This is a genomic window from Caballeronia mineralivorans PML1(12), from assembly GCF_001028175.1.
GTDB lineage: Bacteria > Pseudomonadota > Gammaproteobacteria > Burkholderiales > Burkholderiaceae > Caballeronia > Caballeronia mineralivorans.
In genome coordinates, this window is sequence record NZ_AEJF01000163.1 from 67,272 (window position 1) to 87,983 (window position 20,712).

17 protein-coding genes are annotated in these 20,712 nt (G+C 54.9%); 11 read left to right on the forward strand and 6 right to left on the reverse strand.

All coding sequences use genetic code 11. The features are described 5' to 3' along the window. Positions 1-220: 220 nt before the first annotated feature. The 3 genes from EOS_RS27260 to EOS_RS27270 form a co-directional block, all read right to left on the reverse strand. The gene (locus EOS_RS27260; protein ID WP_047895316.1) at positions 221-2,149 is read right to left on the reverse strand and encodes an ATP-dependent nuclease; all 1,929 of its coding nucleotides are present in this window, start codon (positions 2,147-2,149) and stop codon (positions 221-223) included. 527 nt (positions 2,150-2,676) lie between these two features. Beyond that, on the reverse strand, positions 2,677-3,018 hold the full coding sequence (locus tag EOS_RS27265) for a hypothetical protein (protein WP_047895292.1): 342 nt from the start codon (positions 3,016-3,018) through the stop codon (positions 2,677-2,679). A gap of 476 nt (positions 3,019-3,494) precedes the next feature. Further along, on the reverse strand, positions 3,495-3,935 hold the full coding sequence (locus EOS_RS27270) for a hypothetical protein (RefSeq protein WP_047895293.1): 441 nt from the start codon (positions 3,933-3,935) through the stop codon (positions 3,495-3,497). 454 nt (positions 3,936-4,389) lie between these two features. Here EOS_RS27270 and EOS_RS27275 point away from each other — a divergent pair, with 454 nt between their 5' ends. The 11 genes from EOS_RS27275 (at position 4,390) to EOS_RS27320 (ending at position 18,239) form a co-directional block, all read left to right on the forward strand. Next, positions 4,390-4,830 carry a hypothetical protein gene (locus tag EOS_RS27275; RefSeq protein ID WP_047895294.1) on the forward strand — a complete coding sequence of 147 codons (441 nt, stop codon included), beginning with the start codon at positions 4,390-4,392 and terminating at the stop codon, positions 4,828-4,830. Positions 4,831-5,394: 564 nt separating this feature from the next. After that, positions 5,395-6,882, forward strand: coding sequence for a tetratricopeptide repeat protein (locus EOS_RS27280; protein WP_047895295.1), 1,488 nt, complete (start codon positions 5,395-5,397; stop codon positions 6,880-6,882). A gap of 201 nt (positions 6,883-7,083) precedes the next feature. Next, on the forward strand, positions 7,084-7,776 hold the full coding sequence (locus EOS_RS27285) for an ImmA/IrrE family metallo-endopeptidase (RefSeq protein WP_268760360.1): 693 nt from the start codon (positions 7,084-7,086) through the stop codon (positions 7,774-7,776). 218 nt (positions 7,777-7,994) lie between these two features. Next, positions 7,995-8,366 carry a hypothetical protein gene (locus tag EOS_RS45735; protein WP_053064064.1) on the forward strand — a complete coding sequence of 124 codons (372 nt, stop codon included), beginning with the start codon at positions 7,995-7,997 and terminating at the stop codon, positions 8,364-8,366. Further along, entirely contained in the window at positions 8,305-8,949 is a 645-nt protein-coding gene (locus tag EOS_RS45740) for a hypothetical protein (protein ID WP_152693185.1), read from the forward strand. Before EOS_RS45735 ends, EOS_RS45740 begins: the two co-directional genes overlap by 62 nt. A gap of 352 nt (positions 8,950-9,301) precedes the next feature. Next, the gene (locus EOS_RS43705) at positions 9,302-11,815 is read left to right on the forward strand and encodes a hypothetical protein (RefSeq protein WP_152693186.1); all 2,514 of its coding nucleotides are present in this window, start codon (positions 9,302-9,304) and stop codon (positions 11,813-11,815) included. Continuing rightward, positions 11,772-13,205, forward strand: a complete 1,434-nt coding sequence (locus tag EOS_RS27300; RefSeq protein ID WP_235442985.1) for a hypothetical protein — start codon at positions 11,772-11,774, stop codon at positions 13,203-13,205. The genes EOS_RS43705 and EOS_RS27300 overlap by 44 nt, the downstream gene beginning before the upstream one ends. Before the next feature lie 62 nt (positions 13,206-13,267). Beyond that, positions 13,268-13,810 carry a hypothetical protein gene (locus tag EOS_RS27305; protein WP_152693187.1) on the forward strand — a complete coding sequence of 181 codons (543 nt, stop codon included), beginning with the start codon at positions 13,268-13,270 and terminating at the stop codon, positions 13,808-13,810. Between the two features lie 825 nt (positions 13,811-14,635). Then, a complete protein-coding gene (locus EOS_RS27310; RefSeq protein WP_047895298.1) occupies positions 14,636-14,983 on the forward strand; it encodes a helix-turn-helix domain-containing protein in 348 nt (115 codons plus the stop codon). 769 nt (positions 14,984-15,752) lie between these two features. Continuing rightward, the gene (locus EOS_RS27315; protein WP_152693188.1) at positions 15,753-16,316 is read left to right on the forward strand and encodes a hypothetical protein; all 564 of its coding nucleotides are present in this window, start codon (positions 15,753-15,755) and stop codon (positions 16,314-16,316) included. 141 nt (positions 16,317-16,457) lie between these two features. Beyond that, the gene (locus EOS_RS27320) at positions 16,458-18,239 is read left to right on the forward strand and encodes a DUF262 domain-containing protein (protein WP_047895300.1); all 1,782 of its coding nucleotides are present in this window, start codon (positions 16,458-16,460) and stop codon (positions 18,237-18,239) included. Between the two features lie 507 nt (positions 18,240-18,746). Here EOS_RS27320 and EOS_RS27330 read toward each other — a convergent pair. The 3 genes from EOS_RS27330 to istB form a co-directional block, all read right to left on the reverse strand. After that, positions 18,747-19,163, reverse strand: a complete 417-nt coding sequence (locus EOS_RS27330) for a hypothetical protein (protein WP_235442986.1) — start codon at positions 19,161-19,163, stop codon at positions 18,747-18,749. An 81-nt stretch (positions 19,164-19,244) separates the two neighbouring features. Then, positions 19,245-19,931, reverse strand: coding sequence for a hypothetical protein (locus EOS_RS27335; RefSeq protein ID WP_047895302.1), 687 nt, complete (start codon positions 19,929-19,931; stop codon positions 19,245-19,247). Between the two features lie 231 nt (positions 19,932-20,162). Beyond that, on the reverse strand, positions 20,163-20,712 hold a 550-nt coding region (gene istB / locus EOS_RS27340), incomplete at its 5' end, for an IS21-like element helper ATPase IstB (RefSeq protein ID WP_047895319.1).

The following is a 20,712-nucleotide window of genomic DNA, read 5'->3' on the forward strand; positions in this document are numbered from 1 at the left end:
CCGCCCCATTGTTGCGAGTGCCCCCTCTTGAGGCCGAAATCTGGTCCAATCTCAGGGGTTTACTCCAACCAGTGTCTCAGGAGGGGCAGTTCTGCGTGGACATCTACAATCTCGTTACGTGTGGCTAGTGGAGCCCTCGGCTCACTCATCTGAGGCCGAAGACCATGTGTGAATGGGGTCGCTACACCGCATATCCCCGGTCTTTAGAACTTCTACCGCATCAGCGTTTTCCGAACTCAAGAATCAGGTCGCAGAGCTTTTCCAGCGACGCAGATTTGCCTCCATTGTCGACCGCCAGAGCAAGTTTCGCCCCAATGAGCAGCGGATTTTTATGCAACCCTTTAGCGTTTCCATAGGATGCGTGCGCTTGATGCTTCACCTTTTCGTACGCCCCTGCATCCATGGCTTCCTGTAGTTCCACGTCAACAGTGTCTCCGAGGTTCGTACGCCAGATTGCATAGCTACTAGCCCATACGGTTTCGGCCGGAATCGGGGTCTTGTCGTCGCCCCCAAGCAGCTTCAGCAAGGCCGTGTTGTCTCGCACATGATGGTGCTTGTGCTCCTCCTTGCAATCCGCATCACCGTCGAAGATGACAAAAAGCGGTATCTCGAGCTGCTGGGCAATGATTGCCGGACGTAAGATGTTGCTCTTGTTGTCGACAGGAACGATGTGGCAACCGGCCTTGCGGAATGCCTGCATGCGGTCGGTCAACGTCATCCACGAGTTGATGTAGGCGACGTCCTCAATTCCCTCGACGAGGATGACTCTCTGCGCGAAGAAAATTTCCGTCAGCGTTGGCTGCAGTATAGGTGCGATTCGCGCAAGGCTTCCGCGAGGGTCTACTGGTCGCTGACCAGTAATCCGCGCATATTCGTCGCCAATTTCCGACGGCACGGGCCGTGTAGCGTACGATGCTTTCGTAGCTGAATCACGCCGCACAAGCCGCACACTTTCGAAAGAGTTGCCGGAGACAAACAAAGGGCTATGGGTCGTCACCAGAACTTGTGAACCGCCTTCAGCCAACGTATTCAGAACGCCCGCGAGATGTCGGGCTTGTGGCGGGTGTTGGTACAATTCGGGCTCTTCGCAGCCAAGTATGAGTCGAGGCTCGGTCGTCTCTCCCTGACTTGCAAGTTCCTGCAGCAGGGCCAGCAGGAAGGAGCGTTGGAATCCGTGACCAAAGCGAGCCAGCTCTCCCTCGAACGTACCTTCGCCGGCGACTATTTTCGCGAACGGCTCCTCGACCTTGACCGACTTGTCCGGGTCCTGTTGCCAGCTCACACGCAGGCTGGTGTCCGGATGCGCCCACTGCATCAAACGGTTCTGAAGCGAATCGGATATGCCGGCAAGGGCATCCTGACTTTCATCCAGAAGCTTCTGATATTCATCTCGGGCCTGCCGAGCGACCGCGCTGAGACGCTCAGCGAAATTGACCTTTGACCGGACCGTCCGGGCGAGTAGTTTGCCCAGTGCTGTGGCTTTTCCTTCGGACTGTTCGGCCGTTGCGTCCTTGACGGCCGGGATGTAGACCCATTGCAAATACTTTTGTAGGCGGTTTGTGCCTTTGCTGACTCCGTAGAACTGGTCTTCGCTCGGGATCAATATGCAGCCTTCCGGGCGATTCGCCTCGAAGGTCTTCAATGCTTCAGCCATAGCTGCAATCGTGGTTACTTTTGGCAGGTCAAACTGTTTCTGGAGCCTGCTATAAATCTCCTTGAGCTCATCAGCTTTGGCCTTGTCGCCCTGACGTCTGAAGAACTCCATGAACTCAGCCATCCCGAGGCGTTCACCGAACTGTCGAACTTCAGCACGGCCAGAGACTGGATCGAAAGTCGCCTTCGCTGTAACTGTAAGGCGGTCCTGCCGAAAATATTCTTTGAATTCCTGTTTCGCCTCCTCGCCCAGATCGCTAAAAGTGACCGTAATTTCGATTGGCTCCGACGTGTCTTTGCGGTGAAAGTCCTCGGCAGACAGAAAAGCGACATCGGTGGATGCACCATCCGTCTCGCGGAAGAAAACGTTGAGTGCAAATAGGAAGGTCGATTTTCCCGCGCCGTTAGGGCCGACGAAACAGTTGTATCGGTCAACGGCAACGAACGTATCCTTAATGGTTCTCAAATTTTTGATGCGAATTGATTCGATGCGCATGCCGCCCCCGGGTATAGTTTTCTTTGTCTGCAGAATTTGAACACAATAGATGTGCTCCGGTAACAAATTTTATATGGGAATTTTTGCGCGCTGTTTGTGCGCCACTGGTTGATAATGGTTTTGGCGGCATCCGTTTATTCGATTCGGCCTTGATCTATACACTCGGCGTCAGTGAATGAACGTGCGCATGGCGTTCGGCCAACTGCCAGGCTTGTAAAATGAACCGCCCATACCGACCGTTCATTTTTGGATGGGCTAATGGGTGACTATCCCCGACCGACGTGATGGCAACAACGACCGTTGTTGCTCGAAAGCCCCCATCGAGACCGCACCGGATTGAAGGACAGTGGGTCGACTATCGCGTATCGCCAACAGGCACAGACCGGCCAACTACGGACGTTAGCTCACGCGCTCACGCAGACATTTACGCGTCGGCTCTGTCCACAAAGCGGACCTTCGCGTCCTCATGAAACCAATAGACGCTAGGGACGGAAACGCGTTGTCCTTCGCAGCATCGCAGAGGTCAGCTAGGGGGCACCTGTGGCGAGAGTTTTGCGAAGCGCCTGTCGTTCGTTCGGAGTAAGTAAGCGAAACGTGATCTCGTTATCGAGCCCCTTCGTTGCTGCGTCTAGCTGCGAGGTCTTAGCGTTCTCACGAGCGGTCTGCAAATTCACTTTCAATTCCTCGAACGCTTTTGTTTCTTGATGCGAGGAGCTTTCGCGGAGAATGGCGGTTTGTACGGCCTGCGCTCGTGCGATATCAAAATAAAGGTCAAAGCCATAAGACTTTCTGAGCTCGGAATTTTGAAGCAAAGCGACGGCCTCACGCAAAGGAGAAAGCGCGTCGGTTTCCAATTCGGCTGCATACATAGACGCTTGCGTTTTTTTTCGTGAGCCGAAAGATCTCGCCATTCCCGCGCGATCGCCTCAAAGGTCGAGACACCGAGTACGTCTAACGGCGATAAACGCTGGTCGAGTTGAGTCAAACCGGACTGATTCGCCTTCCAGGCCGTTTTTAGACTTTTCTGCGAATCTCGCAAGCGCTTAGTCCATTCTCGATCATTCTCTTGTAGCGGGTTTTTTGAGACCTTGATTACGATTCGGACGAGTTGATTAACATTCTTGAGATCATTAGGATCGGCATCATAGGCTTCCTTGGCTTTTTCGTAGGCCAATAACAGATAGTTGTTATCCCATTCATCGGACAATCGGAAGCTTCTGGGACGGGCGAGGTTGTAATAAAATCTCGATGAGATTCTTAATACTGACGTGCGTTGATCGATATTCGCTGTTTGATATGCTTGCGTCATGATTTTATCACCATCACTTGCGACATTCTCAAACTGTTATTTATCATTATTTCCGAGTTGCGCTATTTCAAGGAAGATCGCTGCCTTATCAAGCAGTGCCTCTGTCAAGAGTTTTCGGTTCTGGATTTCTAGAAAATAGTGAATCGCTTCGTCAGCCCAGAACATCGCATTCGGCTTTGTTGAGCTATCGTCCTCGTTTACCCGATACATTCGGTTAATATATGACAGGGACTTAGAGATCTTCTCCGAATTCTGCTTTTTTCGATCAGCGAGCGACGAATGCTTCCAGGCGGACTCAAATTGGTTGCGGGCTTCTACTAGAGAGGTTGCGGGTGTGGTACCTGGGGAAATAGTGCGGGCTGAACGCGCGACCTCCGCCTCTGCGATCCATTTATCGATAGCTGTAGATAGTGAAATCTCGCCCGTCGGGCTCGGTGCCTCGTTTGCGGACCGCATCACTGCGTAACCGAACGACATGCAGCCGACGAAGAACAGTAGGAGCGCTGCAAACCGCCATGTATCGTTCGACTTGCAAAAGCAAGACACGAAAACAAGATACACATTAAGGCGACTATCCCGAGGCTACTGGAGGCAGCTGCCTTAATAATCTCCGGCAAATTCTTCGTGAAGTCTTCCATAACTAACGCCGCAGCAATGCGATTGATGGCTATTAATTACGCAGGTATCCAAATTAACGTAAGTTACGCAAGAGCATCACCACGGGCAGCCAACATCCCCAAGCTTCCCGTGGTGTGGGAATATTTACATTTCCGACGCGGAATTACGGAATTAATATACTACCACTTTCCTGACAGCTTACCGCGTAATTGATTTCGGTCTGTGCGCTAGCGCTCATTTTTGTGAATTTGTCCTTGAAAAATATGCTGCATTTTCTATAGTTGTGTGAACTATACGATTTCGGAGATTAACTATGTCAAAAAAATCGTTGGAAAAGATTAAGGAAAAGCTTTTAAAGGACGGTTTCGGGAAAAAAGCGCTTGTGAGCGATGAGATGATGAGGGAGATTTTCGCGGCGGTTTCGTCTGAAAAGAACGTCATCGCGACGCCATCTGAAGAACTTCGATTTATAGAAGGATTAATGAATCTCCCGATTGGATATATAAAAGAGTTTAAGGTAATTCCAAAATCTGGCTACGAAGTATGTTCATGCGGTCGCGTGCCGAGCGCACTGGAAATTGTTCAGACCGCGATGAAACATAGAATTCACGAGACTTCGTTAATGCGTGACACGTTGATTGGATTTAACAATCTTGTGGAACTTTCAACTGACGGCCGATCGGGAGAGTGTGTAAAGTGCGGAAGGATGGTAATTATGGAAACTTACGCCACTGCCTCCTACATTTACACCTAACTTTTATGCACTGAAAGGCGCGGCCACTAGCACAAATCTGACTGAAAAGGACCATGCGATGTCTCCCAAATGCGTTAGTCATCGCATCGTCAGTCAGACCGCTATAACCCATTAACCGAGTTTTGCATTCCTTCAATGGGTCGACGGACGTTCTTAGGGCCACACGTAAGGAAGCGCCGCTCGAACTCACTTTCGATTCCGGCTGAAGCTTTTCCTGAACCGTCGCTCGCCAGGCACCCTGGATCCAAATTAAACGCGCGTCGAATACGGTGTGCACAGATTAAATTGTCCTTCCGTATCCGATCGCAAAGAAAGGCGAAGTCTCGGCGCCTGAACCGAGACGTATCGATATTGGTCATCTTTCCGCGATCATCCATAGCCTGCTAATTCTAGAAAAAAATTCAGCCATCCTTTGTGAGATGGATCGAGATGCTTTCTGGACGGTGATCGTCGCGCGGAGCCTGAGGTTGTCGATAGCGCGGCAGCGAAATGTCCGGGAATGCCCGCCAAGTCGCATGCTTGTCCATGCGCGCGGGCTGCGCACATCCCTAGAGGCAATCGACCATGAAATTACGTCGTCCGACCGACCACAAGATTAGGCAAGTCGCAGAGGGCATCGCATTCTACTTGCAAGATAAGTCACCGCCTACACCGTCCAGAATCGAGTCTATCTATACGCGAGTTCAACAATTCGCGAAATATGTTGGCATTCCATCGTTAATCATTGCGGCGATGATGCCCGCCTATAACCTAGCGTCCGGACTTGTTGACTATTCAAATAGAACTTATGTACAGAAAGTCCAAACCGCGTACGCTTTCGAATTGTTGAACAAAGGCGAAATAGATCGCGCAAATTTTATCCTTACAGAGATTCCGAGTACGGAGAAATTTGATGTGGCCACGTTTTACGCTAAGGCGAAGGTCCTTTTGAAACGCGCAATTAAGCAGGGGCGCGAACAGGATCACGCGCAGGATATAGCGTCAGTACTGGTTGATTTGTATGAAAATCGTCCGTTTCTGTTTCCGAAGGTTGGTACCGGGGATGAAATAATTGACCTTAGATTGGACCTCGTCGAAGTGGACATACAACGCGGCAATTACATTCAGGCTGACAACATGCTTCGTAGTCTAAATATCAAAGGCGTGTCGAATGGTCTTTATAGTGGTCGCGTCGGCATCAAGACCGCAGAGATATTAACCTTGCAGGTTCGCACAGTCGAAGCCCGAAAGGTGCTCTACAGCATAAAATCGGTAATTGATAAACAAGGTACTTCGAGCGACATGGCAGATCTTTACTTTTTGCTTGGCAAAACCTATCAGTTTGACCACGACAATGATAAAGCCGTAGGTTTCTACGAGAAGGCCCAAAAACTATATGAAGCGGCAGGAGATTTCGGCTCGATCGTTAAGATTTATAACAATGTTGCCATGACTTTCACCGACAAACTGGATTTCGAGAAAGCTAGGTTTTATTATGAACTGGAAGCAACGTTGGCGAGACAGCAAAACGACAACCTTAGTCTTGGCCGAGCTTTGGTGAACATCGCATTGCTGGATAGGCGGCAAAATAACATTGCAGGATCGATAGAGCACGGCCTGGAAGCAAAAGCGGCGTTTGCAGAACAAGGCAACAAGCTAGGGATGGCGGCTTCTCTGCAGAATCTTGCTAACACATACGTGGCCGCCGCTGACTACGAAAAAGGAACGTTTTATGGCAAAGAAGCAATACTGCAATTTCGAGAACTGGGAGATTTGCGAGGCGTTGCGCGAAGTGCGGGCGTGTTGGCCAAGTCGCATGAAGGTTCTGGCAATTATGAAGAGGCCTACTACAATGTCGTCGTTGCCCTTCTCCTGAACAAAAAGATTGGCTTTGAAAAGACAAGTGATGGTCAAATTGACGCAACCGCCCAGTTCACGCAACGAGAGCGATTAGCGGCGCGTCTTGGTGTCGCAAATGCTGCTGAAATCGGTTTTCGAGCACAAAAAGATGTGACCCATTTAACCGATTTGACGGGCGTTGCTAGTGGCAAAGTGCCGTTGCCGCAGAACTGAACGATAGAGTCCGCTAGGTCTTCTCGGCAGCAGAACGCCGGGCGCTCAACAGATTCGGTTTTTTGACTTCCATGTGCGAGAGCAGTTCTAGACGCCGGGTGTCCGGATCGCTCTCGCGCTACATGTGCGGTGCGATCAGTCATGAATGCTCCGGTTTTATGCGCTTAGGATTCCATATGGTCTGCTTGGTGGAAACCAGCAATTTCATTTGCGACGCGGCGTCCGGTTATCGCGATGAATCCGGACGGGCGCTCATCATGCCGCGCCCGTTTTGGAATCGCGCACGAGATCGCGCACGAGATCGGGCACTTCTGCTTGCATATCGGCATCCAGACGGGCGATAAGGTGACTGAATCCCAGGCAAATCGATTTGCCAGTGCCTTTTTAATGCCTCGTCGGTATTTTGCGGCAGAGTGTCGAACAGCAATGCGCGGTTCACGTTTGAACTGGTCGGTGCTTGCAGATATCAAGGTCCGTTGGGGGGTGTCAAAGGCTGCGATTCTTTATCGTGGGCGGCAGCTTGGCGTGTTTTCAGACGAGCAGTATCGAAGTGGCGTGATTGGCTTGACGCGGCGAGGGGAAGCGCGAGCGGAGTTCGAGGATAAGGACATGCCGCTTGAGTCGCCCGACTTGATTGCGGACGGCATCCAGGTGCTGCGCGAAGCGTTTGGTATTTCGCGGGCGGCATTGGCTCGGGAAATGAAGGTACAGACGCCGTTGCTGGACGAACTGCTGTCGGCTCGCTTTGATCCGGGGGCGTATGCAGCAGCGACCGATAACGTCGTCTCAATGTCCGTGGAGCGCCACGTGCGAACCTGCGCGGCAAAGGGAAGCGGAAGGCCTGTTCAATGGGCTTGTCTCTACCTGCTTGCCCTCGGGCCTGAGTATCGATGATAAGCGTGCTCGATGAAGCGTCCCCTCGCGGCCGCACTGGCGGGCACGGGTCATGTCTTCCGCCCCAGACTGCCACGGATCGTCTCTGTGGAAAGGTGGTGGTCCGTGACGCTAACCCGGCGTCCGCGTGTCGCTCTAATATCGGTTTTGGAGGATTTGTTGGCGCTCAGCGGTGATCAGGCGCATTGGACGATCGTGTAGTTCAATCAGGAGGATCGGTGGGCATCAAAATGGCAACGGCGCTTGATGCGCTTGGCGAACAATGGCAGGCAGAAGGCTACTCGAAGGGAAAGGGTGCGGAGCCAATGCGGTGTGCACATTGCCCCACCGCCGTTACGCACCAGAGCGCCTATACCTGCGAGCGGCACAACAAGAGCGTCAAGATGCCCGCCTATTTCCGGCTCCTGAAAGACGGAGAACACGCTGACGGTTGCCAGCATGCGGTCGAGGGCAACATCAAGAAGCTCGTCACGCCGTCCGAGGGATTGATTGAAGCCTTGCGCGACGGTAAGTACCGTCTTCGGCTGGATGATGATCGCCGATGCTCTGAAGGCAATGCAGAGGCCGGTTTCGGGTTTAAACACAAGTAGTCCACGCAATGGCGGCGGGACAGTGTATCGACGCACACCGGGTAGCCTGCCGACGTACGTCAACTCAGCGAAAAAAGTCCTGCTGCTGCGGGCCGCTTGCGACGACGACAACAACATCGCGCAACACTTGGAACTGGTCTTCGAGGGCGATACAGTTGTGCCCTGGTCGTCGTTCTACTATGAAACAGAACGCTATATGGAAGCGTATCGAGCGGTGTCGCTTCAGACTGTCGAACACCCCGTGGCGCTTCATGGCGTGGTCAAATCGAAGCGAAGTCCGGTCATTGACGGAAGATCTACAAACGTAATCAATCTTCACATTCCGAAGTATGCGGCTGACAGCGACGACGCGACGCACGGAATCAGCGTTGAGGCGAGCATCTGGGCCGACGATGCCGACTGGTTCGACGGCATTGAGGAGGATTCGGAAGTAGTCATCCTCGGTATGGGGAATGCGAAAGCGGCCAAGCGTCGGCCGGCGAGGGAGCCGGGGAAGCATCGATTCTCGGAGTTCACAACGCACAAGCTCAATTTCACGCTGTCGTTGAAAGCACAGATTGCTAAGGTACCGAAAGGCTGTTGAGCAGAAGAAGCGTGGATATTTTCCAGCCAGGTTCGGCCTGATGCACCATTCGGTTGCGACGACTTTGGTGAACCCATGGCCGTTATGCGGGGTGTCGCGATCAAGCAATGCTTTCATCGAGCGCGAGGCTATCCCAGCACACGGGTGTTGCCGCTCGACCCGCTCCGGCTTATCGCGCTGCGGCAGTTCATGCTCCAACGTGCAATAAGTGGACGCCTGCGGTTCGCGAGTAAGATGCCATTTTGCTGGGTAGGGCAGTGCGTCGGCGCATAAGGGAGTCACATTCTTCAAAATGAGCAGAGACCGGGACATCGAAAGAGCGGTCGCCTCGGGCGAGCGGAACCAACGGACCATGGAACTGGTTCAGAACTGGTGTGCGCACGCCAAAGTTGAGAAGTTCGGCGGAACCGGCCTCATTGAGCAAGAAACAGGATTACCCATCGGCCATCACGCCGTAACGTGTGACCACGCGCCGGCTGGCGGGATGGCCACCTGGGACCTTGCTGACGCTGCTATTGACTTCTACGATAGAAATTGTGTCCACTGCGACAAACGGCAGCCGGTTCGCCTGCCGAACCTGTCCGAGCTCGTCGCGGAGCGAGACCGTGAGCAGGGAGAAGCCGCTGTAGAAAACAAACGACGCGAAGAGCGACTTGCCGCGGCACAGCAGCAGCGGTGTCAGGTCCGTGATGGCTTAAGAGCAGGGCAGTCTGCGCCAGCCCTGACGTTGCTTGACGACCTCGAACAATTCGACACGGAGCCCTCTAGCGAGGCCAGAGTTCGGATATTGGAGACCTCGAGGCTGGCACCAGAGATATTCTCGACGACGATCACTGAACACTTTTTTGATTTGGTGGAGGCGGGAGAGTATTGGTTTCTGGAAACCGGTCTTCAAGTGCTGCAGCAACTCAGCTGTGATAAAAGGCGCCTTGTGCGGTGCGCGTTGACTTGCCTGACGCGCCGCGTTTGCGTTGAGATTTCCGCCTCGATCCTCGAAATGAATGTCGACGAGGCCGACGAGACCATGGTTCCCGCTGCGATCCCCGCGCTAGCCCTGCTTGCGCGACCTCCCCGATCTCCAGTCCCGTTCGATCATCGAACTCCTCATCCCGAACCGCTACTGGAGGTATTTATGCGGTGGCCTGACCAAGCATGTAGGGGAGTTGAGAGATTGCTGGACGAACATCGGCCTTTCGAAGTAATGACCGGCGCGCGATCGCTCCGCGTTTTGGTTCGGGTCGATCCATTGGTGCCCTTGCGCTTTGTACGCAGTCTGGCAACAAAACTGACTCGCGCACACTTGCTCGATGAAGGCGAGGGACGGCACGACTTGAGTGACGTTTGCCAGGCGCTCAAAGACGGACTCGCGTTAGCGCTTCTCGCCGATCCATCAGCCACTGATAAGACGTTGATGACCTACTTCGCGGGTGCATCGTCGGATGGTGAAGCCAGACTTATGGGGGTCTACGAACGGGTATTCTTCCGGGCGCGAAGAGACGACTCGGCACCCGATCCTGCCGTGGGTGGAGTTGTGTTGCGCAGGCTGCTCTGGGCTGCGACTACTTCCTCAAACGACGAAGTATTGCGCGAGGTGGAGCATGCATTTGGAGATGATCCGGATAATCTGCTTGGGATCGCGTTGTCAGAACTCGATGTGCTCCTCGGTGCCGCAGCGCTGATGGATGACAGACTGCGGAACCTAGAAACCGACAGTCGAGTCGAGAAGCCTGCCAACATGCTACATGCAATGGAATTGCATGGCCGGCGAGGCACCCTTCGAGCGCTTCGCGAGAACTTTGTCGGCTGGGCGGTGAACGCTGCCAGCGGCAACGAACACGCGACACGGCAGTACATCGAATTCGTCGCTAGCATCAATAGCGAACTGCACGCACTTCGTGCCTCGCTCGTCGAGCACGCCAGCACGCTGATGACTACGCCTCACGGTCTAAATGCAGTACTTCCATTGCTATATTCATCAATGGTCGGACCGTCGCAAGTCGTCCGTGCCGCGGCGGCAAAGGCGCTTGGCAAGCTTAGATACCGGCGGCAGTCCGACTTGCCAGAGCTCATATTTGAGGCGTTCATACCGCTGCTCACGGACCCCTATCTCATAGTTCATCAGACGGCGGTGCGTGTGCTGGAAAAGATGCAATTTCCAACAGTGTTTGGTCCCGTCGTCAAGAGAGCGCTGTGGGCACTCATCGTGTACTACAGGGGCGAAACGAAGTCGCATGAATTCCTGATGAATTGCATCGCGTTGTTTGTAAGCCGCCATCTCGACGAAGCCGCAAAACAGGCGCGGGTAGACGAGATAATGGTCGCGTTGATAGAAAAGGTGGAGCCGCACATAGCCTTACGCGAGCTTCGCTATATCGGTCGCGAGCTTTCCACAACAAATGGCTTTGCCAAGATGATATTGCAGATCTTGGCCGACCAGGAGGCGATGACGTCGCTGGCAGATGATGCGTTGGAACTTCTGCATATGGTTCCTGCTACAGCAGTCCTGGAATACGCACCGCTGTTTGAAGCGGAGGCGATTCGATGGAAGGACAATCACGTAGCCGTACGCTCTTTCATTGAAGTATTGACGCGTGCGGGGGCGTGGGAGCAGGCTGTAACGGTCGCGCGGACCCATTGGCAGAGCTTCCCGGACACCGTTCAAATGCGGACGAGGAAGTGGTCGGCGCGCCAGCTGTATCTAGCCGTAAGCTTTGAAGCCGTAATCGCGGCTGGCCACGTAGACGAGCTGGCATCGATCGGACACGAGTGGACGGAAGTTACCGCTCTCATTGAAAAGGACCGACTGGAATATGCAGAGAGACGTGATCCTCTCCGCGGTATATCCCGCCCGCATCAAGGCCATTAAGGCTCTTCTGCGGATAGCGCAGGGCGATTACCCGCACGCGGCGGAACTAACGACCGCTAGCAGTGAGCTTGATCAAGCATCGTTGAGCTATGGTCGAGCTTCGACGGCCGTCGCGTATGCCGGACTGGCGGGCCTGCTTCGGATTGTGTCTACACTCGTGGAATGGAGGGGGGCCGTATTAGATGCGGCGCCCGACGCCGACCGCTTCGCTCGCAGCGCAAGGGAGCGGTATCGCCAGTGGAACAAGGAGTATGGTGACAAGGAACCGACAAAAGCCCTCGCATCGGCGAGCCGCAATATTGCCGGGCTGCAATCATTGGAGGATGTTGAGCGGCTGTGTTCAATGATCGCTGCGGTGCCTCTACCCGTAGGCGTCTTTGCTGAGCCGAAGGGCATCGTCCGGATCACTCGTTCCGAATCGGAAACGAAGTCCGCTCCGACAGAACTTTCGGTTGCGTTTCTCAAATTTAACATCGACGGGATAGCGGTAAGTGAGCTTCACCATCTCACGCCCAACGAAGTTCATGATCTTGAGATCGAAGTGAGAGTCTCGCGATGGCCCGACGACGCCGAACAACTTCGGCTATCGCCAGTCACGATCGAACCCCGCGCTACTTACTCGTTCCCCGATTTCGTATTCAATAGACCCACCGGGCAACCGCCGTTTGTACTGGTAGATCGAGGCAGGGCACTCTTGAAGGTGGCGCAAGGACTTCAGGCGCGTCCGTTTGAATTCAAATACGCCGCTGAATTTCTGCCGACGAGAGCGGAGCAGCCGGTGTCAGTCGTTGGACACCGGACGTTATTGATAGAAGGACTCGACTTACAGGCAAATCCGATCACGGGCTACCCTAACGTCGATCGAAAAATCGTGCAAATACGCGACGAACTTCGGCAGCGTGGCTCGGCCCTCGGCTCGGATCTGGGCGACCTGCTAAAAATCGTTTCCGCACTGTCAAATATGGCAGGACGCGCAGTACAGGATGCCGAGTTCGACGGCGTTTGGTCTGAGGCTGAGTTTCAGGACTACGTTCGCAAGGAACTGCGGCGGAGACCTGAGATTGGGGTGGAGCTAGACGAGCACGCTCACGCCTCTGGAGGGATCACCGACCTTTCATTTCACGGTATTGCAATTGAGCTGAAGGCGCAGTCAAAGCGAACGATGTCATTGGAGGATTGTCAGCAGTATGTGGAACAGACAACAAGCTACGTCGCAGCGAAAGGAAAAAACTGCGGCGTGCTTTGCGTTCTGGACTGTAGTCCGAAGACGTCGGCGCCGCAACCTGTCGACGCTGGTATCGGGATACTCGAGAAGAGTACGTCGCCGGGACATGTCGTCATAGTCGCCGTGTTGGTTCAGGGCAATCTGCGCCGGCCGAGCTCGCTTTAAGCCGCGTGTATGCGTGCGACGAGGTACTTCAATCGCTGACGTCGAGAAAGCGGAGTGAATCTATGGCACTAACCCGGCGGCAACGCTTGCGTCGTGTTGGCACGGTGTGCTGTCACACACTGCGAAACCTCGCCTACTATCGGGCGTGGTTCGAGATGGGAAAGCCAATGGCGAATGAGCAGTTTTGGATCTCGGTCAACGGGAACTTTGCGGACGTCACTGTTCTCGAGTGGTGCAAGGTGTTTGCCGACAAAAAAGGAAAGCATCACTGGACAAAGGTTGTCCAGGACAAGGCAGCATTTATGGCCGGATTGCTCGCGAAGCTCGGAGTGGAAGAGGTGGCGTGGTCGGCGTATGTCGAAGAAATGCGCTTTCTGCGCGACAAGTTCATCGCCCACCTGGACGACGAGCAGGTAATGACGTTACCGCAGCTAGATATGGCGAAGATGAGCGCAGTGTATCTTTACACCTACTTGCTCGAGAATGAAGACGAGGGAGACGTGTTTGTCGACGCGCCACAGAACGCGGCAGAGTGGTTCAATAGGTTCTCTGATGAAACCCGGGCGGTCTATCATGCACGAGACATAGCAGTGCTTCCTTGTTGAACGTGGCAATCAGTTTTCACCTCACGTACAGGCCGAAGCCGGACTATATCCGTCAAAGAATCCGGAGGTGACGGATGGCCTGCATCTAAGGTTTGGCTGGCGCACAACGATAAGCTAGCGTGGTGGCGAGAGCCAAAAAGTGTCAGTCAACTGCGTGTCCAAGATGCTCCTCCACGATTCAGGCGGTACCTTTCGATTGCTCGCCCCAGTTTGTGCGTAAAGGTGAGCGTCCTGTTGCAGCGTGACCGGCTTTTGTGTGGCTGGCGGAACTTTGACAATCACTATGAGCGCCCCATCGAAGTAGGTGTGGGAAAGTTGTAGTTCAACTTCTCCGTGAGCGAAATTCTTGATCTTGCTCTTCAGCGCGCCGAGATATCGATTGACGCTACGTATTTGACGCCAACGATACGAAGAGTGCTGATAACGGCGGAACGATCATCGCCGCCGCTGGGCTGCTGGCTGGCGAACTGCCGCCGCCTCCGCCACAGGCTGCGAGTACAGCGCACGTAGACGCGAATAGCGCCATCTTCGTGATCCCGGTGGTGAGTTTGTTCTTCATTCTTCCTAGGTCCTCTTTTGGTGAATGTTTTGCCTAATAACCTGCTCTGCAGGACTAGGCGCGGGTAACCGCATTGCGGAGTTGGCCGTGCGATGACGGTGGTGGTGCTGCGCAATCAGAACCTCGACCAGTGGAGGCGCTAGGAGCGCGGCATCGCGTCGCTTGATAAAGATAACGACATTCATCTTAAAAAGTTTAGTTTCAACCTAAAAAGTCCTTCATGTGCACGGGGTGATGCTCAACCATTCAGGTTGAAAGGAGGGCGCATGCCGGGAACAGATTTGGACCGATTGGCGGAAATGGTTGGGCGGGCGATTGCGAAACACCGCGCGGAGAGCGGCCTGACACAGGAGCAGGTCGCGGAACAGCTCGGGATCGGAAACGAGGCCGTGTCCCGCATGGAGCGCGGACTGGTCGTGCCGACTGTCGCGCGCCTCGTGGAACTGGCAGATATCTTCGAGTGCGAAGCAGCAGACCTGCTGACCGGCGCGAGTAGCCGCACAACTGACCAGGCAAGGCACGTCGGCCAGCTACTGGCGAAGTTGGGCAGCAGTGACCGAGCGATGGTGATCGAAATCGTTGAGCGTCTGGCGGGGCGTTTGGCCAGACGTTGAGCGGGCTTCCCTTCTAAGTTGGTGTGACCGTATCGCCTAGATGCTCAGGAAGGATCGATTCCGGCTTGATGGGCCAGCTCAGGTTCATCCATGAAAGACAACCCACCGGGCGAACACGTGGACATTGCGGGCGTCCGCATAGCACAGTCATCCGTCGTTCCAATGTCGACGATGTTTGGCCCATCGTCGACCATTGCGAGAGACCATTCATCATTACTTCCGCACTCCCGGTGCCTGCGCTCATTTGAACCGTGGATACGGAAAGTAGATATAGGAATCGCCGTGAATTGGCTAAAGAATTAAGCATGGCGGCCGTTAATCCCAATATAGCGGGCCTTTACATTGAATCTTCAGAAAGCGGCCTGGCAAATGACGTTGCTGATATGACATGGAAAGATTCCGAGAAATACTATCCAAAGCACACTGGACCGTCTGGGTCGCCGTAGTGGCTGTCGTGTTAATCGCCCTGACGGGCGGCACCATACATGCGGGCACATTTGACTTTAAATTTCCGGGGGTTCTGTGGGGAAATGGCGCAACAGTTCCTTCGCCTGCCATCGGAGCCTCCCGCTCGGCGGGATTGACGGCTTCTCAGCCTGACGTGCCGTCGCCCGCTTCGGTTGCCAACATCACATACAGTACAGCGACCATAGCTGAAACCGGACGAAATCCGCCCGTGGCGGCCACGCCCCTACCGCCACCCTCATCGATTCTCCTCATACCGCTGGGAAGTAGCGAGTTAGACGTTGAGAGGCTCCTCGGAGGGACGATGCCACCTTGGCAACGCTCGGAAGGTGGAAGGATATTGTTTTTTGAACAACAGGCGTTTGGCAGGTGGTGGAAGGTCGCCGAACGCTTTGTCAATGGCCGAGCTGTTTCGGCGACGCTGACTTTTGGCGAAACCGCACACCAGAACATGGAACCAGGCGATGAGCCCATGGGCAAAGATTTCACGTTCGTTCATTCGCTGTGTTACGGGACTGCGTTCCAAGCCATGAAGGACGAGTGGGATATCGATATGCAACTGACGCAGCAAAGCTTCGACACACAACCCGTAGATGCTACAGCAAAGCTTGACACGGTCGTTATCCCGGTTTGCGCCAGTACAGATGTCTGCCGATCACCGCGATGGTCGTTGCAGCGTGGCGACTGGGCCTATCAGGTTCCAGGTCTGTGGTATGTCTACGTAAGCATGGTCAGGTCCTCGTTGGAGGATCCTGTTCGACGGGATGATGCTTACGCGCCTGTATATCGCCGCGATAAGTGCGCGGCAAAAATTACATACCAGCTCGATAGCTTGTCTCCCCCAAGTCCAGTCATGGTTTTGCCTTGACGTAATACCACGTGGTCGTCAGTGTGTACGGAACGCATCAGAAACCGCGATTTGGTGGCTGTCTCGATGCAACCGACGAACGCTGTACCTTAAGTTAGGGGGCACGTCAGCCCTTCATCCTTGTGCTATCAACCCGAACTCATGAAGATCACACCAACCACATTGAGCCTCCAGCAATTCTTCGCGGTGGGCAACGAACAGTTCTTGATACCCGCCTATCAACGTCGATACGCGTGGGGACAGCGGCAGCAGCGCGAGCTCTTCGACGACTTGAGGCTCCTGCCGGCCGGCGACACGCATCTTCTGGGCACGTTGCTTTTCCTCGCCGACACTCATGGGCCTGGTATTAACCGGCTTGAGCTCGTTGACGGACAGCAGCGGGTTACCACGATTACTGTGTTGATGCGCGTGCTAGCCCGACGCTTCGAGCGAGAAGGTGATCCCGAAGCTGGGCAAGAACTCACCAAGCTACTGCTGTGCAAAGGGGTAGACCGCAAGCCGCAGCCAAAATTGCATCTTGGGGATCTCGACCATGCCGACTACATTCACATCATGGAAGGCGGCAACTCGTCCGAAGTCGAGAATGAATGCCTTCGCGGGGCTCACCAGAACTTCACTGTGTGGGTTGATCAGCTATCGCTGGACGAATTGAACCAGTTCTTCCACAAGCTAATGAACAGCGCATCGATCATTCGCCTAGACGTCGGAGCGGCCAAGGATGCGTACAAGCTATTCGAGACAATCAACAACCGCGGTTTGCGGTTGAAGCCTACAGACATCATCAAGAACTTCCTTTTGGGTCACGCGTCCTCGCTACCCAGCGGAACACTCGAGAAGGTAAAGGAAGACTGGCGGAAGTTGATTGTGGCGCTGGACGGACTGGATAGCGATGACTTCTTCCGTCAGTGGCTGGCCGGCCGGCTGCACCGCAAGGTGACCAAGAACAAGTTGGTGGCCGACTTTCGGGCGTATTACCTTCGGCATGTCACTGAGGCTCAGAGCATGACGGAATTCATCTCGTCCAGCATCAAGGACGATGAGGATGACGAAGATGCGGAAGATGTAGCGGCGCTGGAGGACAGCGATCCGGGGGATCTTGTGGCGGACAAGAAGGTAAAGCTCACGACCTTCGCTAAGGAATTACGGCAGTCCGCCCAGCTTTACGCAAGCTTGCTTTGGGCAAATACAGAGTCCTCTAAGGTCAACCGCCACATCAACAACCTGTGGCGCATCAAGGCCTTCCAGTCATTCACTTGGTTGCTCGACATGTTCGGTCGCAAATCCGTGAATGAAACGACGCGGGTTCGACTTCTTAGAACTCTCGAAGCCTTCATGATGCGCCGACACATCTGCGAGAAGCGCTCTAACGAGCTGGAGACAATTTTTGCGACCCTTACCTCCATCGACGATCAGAACTACGAGCATACGGCGCTAGCAACTCTCCGTGAGTACACGCCGGACGACGAGGAATTCGAAACTGCCTTCGCGACCTTCCCCTTTGTGCCTGCTGTCGTCAACCGCGCTCGATACGCCTTGGAGATGTTCGAGTACCAGGCGATCGCACATAAGAACGAGTACTACCTGGCTGATCCGGAAGAGTTGGAGTTGGAGCACATTATCCCCAAGGCAGCGGAGAAGCCCGGTACCAAAGCAATCTACGGGGACTGGCCCAGTTACTTGGGTGAAGGCTGGAAAGCTAAGCACATCAAGATGCTGCACCGCATTGGCAACATGACGCTCTTAGCTGACGAACTCAACGTCGTCGCCTCGAATAACCCCTTCCTAGCCAAGCGCCAAGAGTACGCGAAGTCGAACATCCGGCTCACCCAGGAACTAGCTGAATACAAGCAGTTCAAGTTCAAGACGATTGAAGATCGTTCGAATGCCTTCGGGAAGCTCGCTATCCGGATCTGGAAGGTCTAGTATCGTTCATGGACATGGTCTGCTCGTGCATGGCAAGCGCAGTTTCACATGTTTCTTAGTTTAGAATAGGAGCGAACTCAGCATACCGTGCAAAGTGAGTTCTACCCGTAAGAAGATATGCCGCCATAGATCAACCAGACGCACCACTCGGTGCTTCTGGTATTGATCGCGCAACTAGACATTAAGGCGATGGCTACGCAGCTAGGTACCCGCCTCCGTCAATAGTCACCGGGAAGCAGGATCGTCGTTGTCGAGCGGTCCGCCTCTGTGATGACCCATACTTGGCCGCCGCCAGGTAGCGCGTAGCTCGACAGCAGCCGTCTTCCGTTTAGCACGGCCAGTTCGTTGGCAGCCAGATCCTCCACGGACAAATCCCCCAGTCACAGTTAACATGCCTTGCCAGCAGCAGGACCGCGGGAATGCCTGCCGCATCAAGTGCGACCTCCGCCGCGGGTGTGATAGCCGGTCTTCCGATCCGAAAGCGCGTTCCATTTTTTCGACGTTCATTCATGGACACGCTCCCGGGAAGTTGCCGTGCATTTGCCGAATTGGACGCCGGCTTCGGATGGGACGTACGGTATGCGAAGATTGCGGAGCGGACGGATTACCCTTGAACAGTTGGATCGCGGTGCTGGATCGGTCCCATTCGGTTGAGACAAAAATCCTGGCACCGTCCGGCAAGCGATAGAGGGACAGCAGGCGCAGGCCGGCGCCGATCGACAGGTCGTTCTGCTGCCGATCGTCCTCGGATACGATTCCCCAGTCGCCCGCAATGTGGCGAAGTAGGACGCTGATAACCGGGATGCCGTTGACGCGTAGCGTGGCCAGTGCTGCATGGGTAACGAGCAGCCGTCCAGGATGAAACAGTGGCTTGAGCCGTGTGAACTGATTCATGACGAATTTCTCCAGATAACGGGCGAGCACGGGCCTCCGGGCAGAACCGGATGCGTGATCGCGTTATGAAATAAAATTAAAGGGAAGGAGCCGAGCGCAGGACGCGCCCGGTTACAGCGAAGAATTGACGATCTGGCGCCGCAGGGCAGCGGCTTTCGCCTGGGAACAACTCAGGTATCGACGAATGCCGGAAACAGTGGGTCGCACGAGTCCGGCCGCGATGTCGCGGGCCAGTTGCGTGACTTCAGTTTCTTGTTCCGTGACTGAGAGAGCCGATAAAGGTGGATCGGGCGTTACCAGCACGACTGCCTCGTTACCGGCCGCGACCGGTGCGGTTTGCGCGATTGGCAGCAGCGCAATACACCACAGCAGGCAGGAGACACCTTCGAGTACGGCCGCGAAGGCGAGTCCTGCGAACAGGTCGAGCTTCGAACTCGTTACACCGCAGAGTATCGCGAGCCGTGCCGTGACTGGATCGCTACGGGTCGCGTCGCGACGCTCGGCGTTACCGTCTTCGAGACCTTGTAGCCGACGTACTTCACCGGCCTCAGCATTGAGCGCATCGAGTCTTGCCGCGAGAGACACACGACGAATCCGAAATGCTGGACAGTCGCGCACGCAGCGCCTGATATCAGCCGCAGCAAGACCAGCCGTCACCACTGCCCGTTCCGTCATGACCGCAGTGAGACTGCGGTGTGCCGGAATACTGGTGACCGGCACGGCAGCGCCGCGAACCTCCCCGGCGTGGGATTGCGACAGAAGGAAAAACGTCGCGTGCCCATACGACGCCGCAGCCATGCACCCGAACCACAATAGGCAACCGACACAGCGTGTCCGCGCCGACTGAATTTTGAGCCACCGGGCCGATTGAATTCTGAGCCGGGGTGGAGACCGGTCTGAAGCAGAACCGGGTGTGGATAAGTGTATGGGTTTCCGGAGTTGTTGTCCTCCTTCGTATGAGGATGCATTGCGCAGTGGAATCTGCGAAGGGCGTAGCCCGTAGCAGATTCCACTGCGCGGTGAGCAACGTCAGGCCGACCCGGAAGTGTTAGCGACGTCGCCCTTGTGTGCCGCTTCACGTGAGCGGATGCGTTTCTTTGCACTGGCGCTGCTATGCCGGAAACGGTAACTCTCGTTGCCAGTCTCCACGATGTGGCAGTGGTGCGTCAGTCGGTCCAGCAATGCCGTGGTCATCTTCGCGTCGCCGAACACACTGGACCATTCGGCGAAGTCCAGATTCGTCGTCACCGCAACGCTCGTGTGCTCGTACAGGCGGCTCAGCAGGTGGAATAGCAACGCCCCGCCGGCCTGGCTGAAGGGCAGATACCCGAGCTCGTCCAGAATGACCAGGTCAAGGCGCAGCAGGCTCGCCGCGATCCGCCCGGCGCGTCCCTGCGCCTTCTCCAGTGCGTTGGCCAGATCCACGGTCGAGTAGAAACGAACCCGCTTGCCGTGATGCATGATGCCGGACACGCCGATGGCGGTCGCCAGATGCGTTTTGCCCGAACCCGGTCCGCCGACCAGAACCAGGTTGTGCGCGCCCTCGGTGAACGTCATACCGGCCAGTTGCATGACGAGC

Excerpts from the sequence above, each read along its gene's own strand:
- EOS_RS27260 (WP_047895316.1), bottom strand. The coding sequence starts at position 2,149 with ATGCGCATCGAATCAATTCGCATCAAAAATTTGAGAACCATTAAGGAT.
- EOS_RS27265 (WP_047895292.1), bottom strand. The coding sequence starts at position 3,018 with ATGTATGCAGCCGAATTGGAAACCGACGCGCTTTCTCCTTTGCGTGAG.
- EOS_RS27270 (WP_047895293.1), bottom strand. The coding sequence starts at position 3,935 with ATGTCGTTCGGTTACGCAGTGATGCGGTCCGCAAACGAGGCACCGAGC.
- EOS_RS27275 (WP_047895294.1), top strand. The coding sequence starts at position 4,390 with ATGTCAAAAAAATCGTTGGAAAAGATTAAGGAAAAGCTTTTAAAGGAC.
- EOS_RS27280 (WP_047895295.1), top strand. The coding sequence starts at position 5,395 with ATGAAATTACGTCGTCCGACCGACCACAAGATTAGGCAAGTCGCAGAG.
- EOS_RS45740 (WP_152693185.1), top strand. The coding sequence starts at position 8,305 with ATGATGATCGCCGATGCTCTGAAGGCAATGCAGAGGCCGGTTTCGGGT.
- EOS_RS43705 (WP_152693186.1), top strand. The coding sequence starts at position 9,302 with ATGGAACTGGTTCAGAACTGGTGTGCGCACGCCAAAGTTGAGAAGTTC.
- EOS_RS27305 (WP_152693187.1), top strand. The coding sequence starts at position 13,268 with ATGGCACTAACCCGGCGGCAACGCTTGCGTCGTGTTGGCACGGTGTGC.
- EOS_RS27310 (WP_047895298.1), top strand. The coding sequence starts at position 14,636 with ATGCCGGGAACAGATTTGGACCGATTGGCGGAAATGGTTGGGCGGGCG.
- EOS_RS27315 (WP_152693188.1), top strand. The coding sequence starts at position 15,753 with ATGCCACCTTGGCAACGCTCGGAAGGTGGAAGGATATTGTTTTTTGAA.
- EOS_RS27320 (WP_047895300.1), top strand. The coding sequence starts at position 16,458 with ATGAAGATCACACCAACCACATTGAGCCTCCAGCAATTCTTCGCGGTG.
- EOS_RS27335 (WP_047895302.1), bottom strand. The coding sequence starts at position 19,931 with ATGGCTGCGGCGTCGTATGGGCACGCGACGTTTTTCCTTCTGTCGCAA.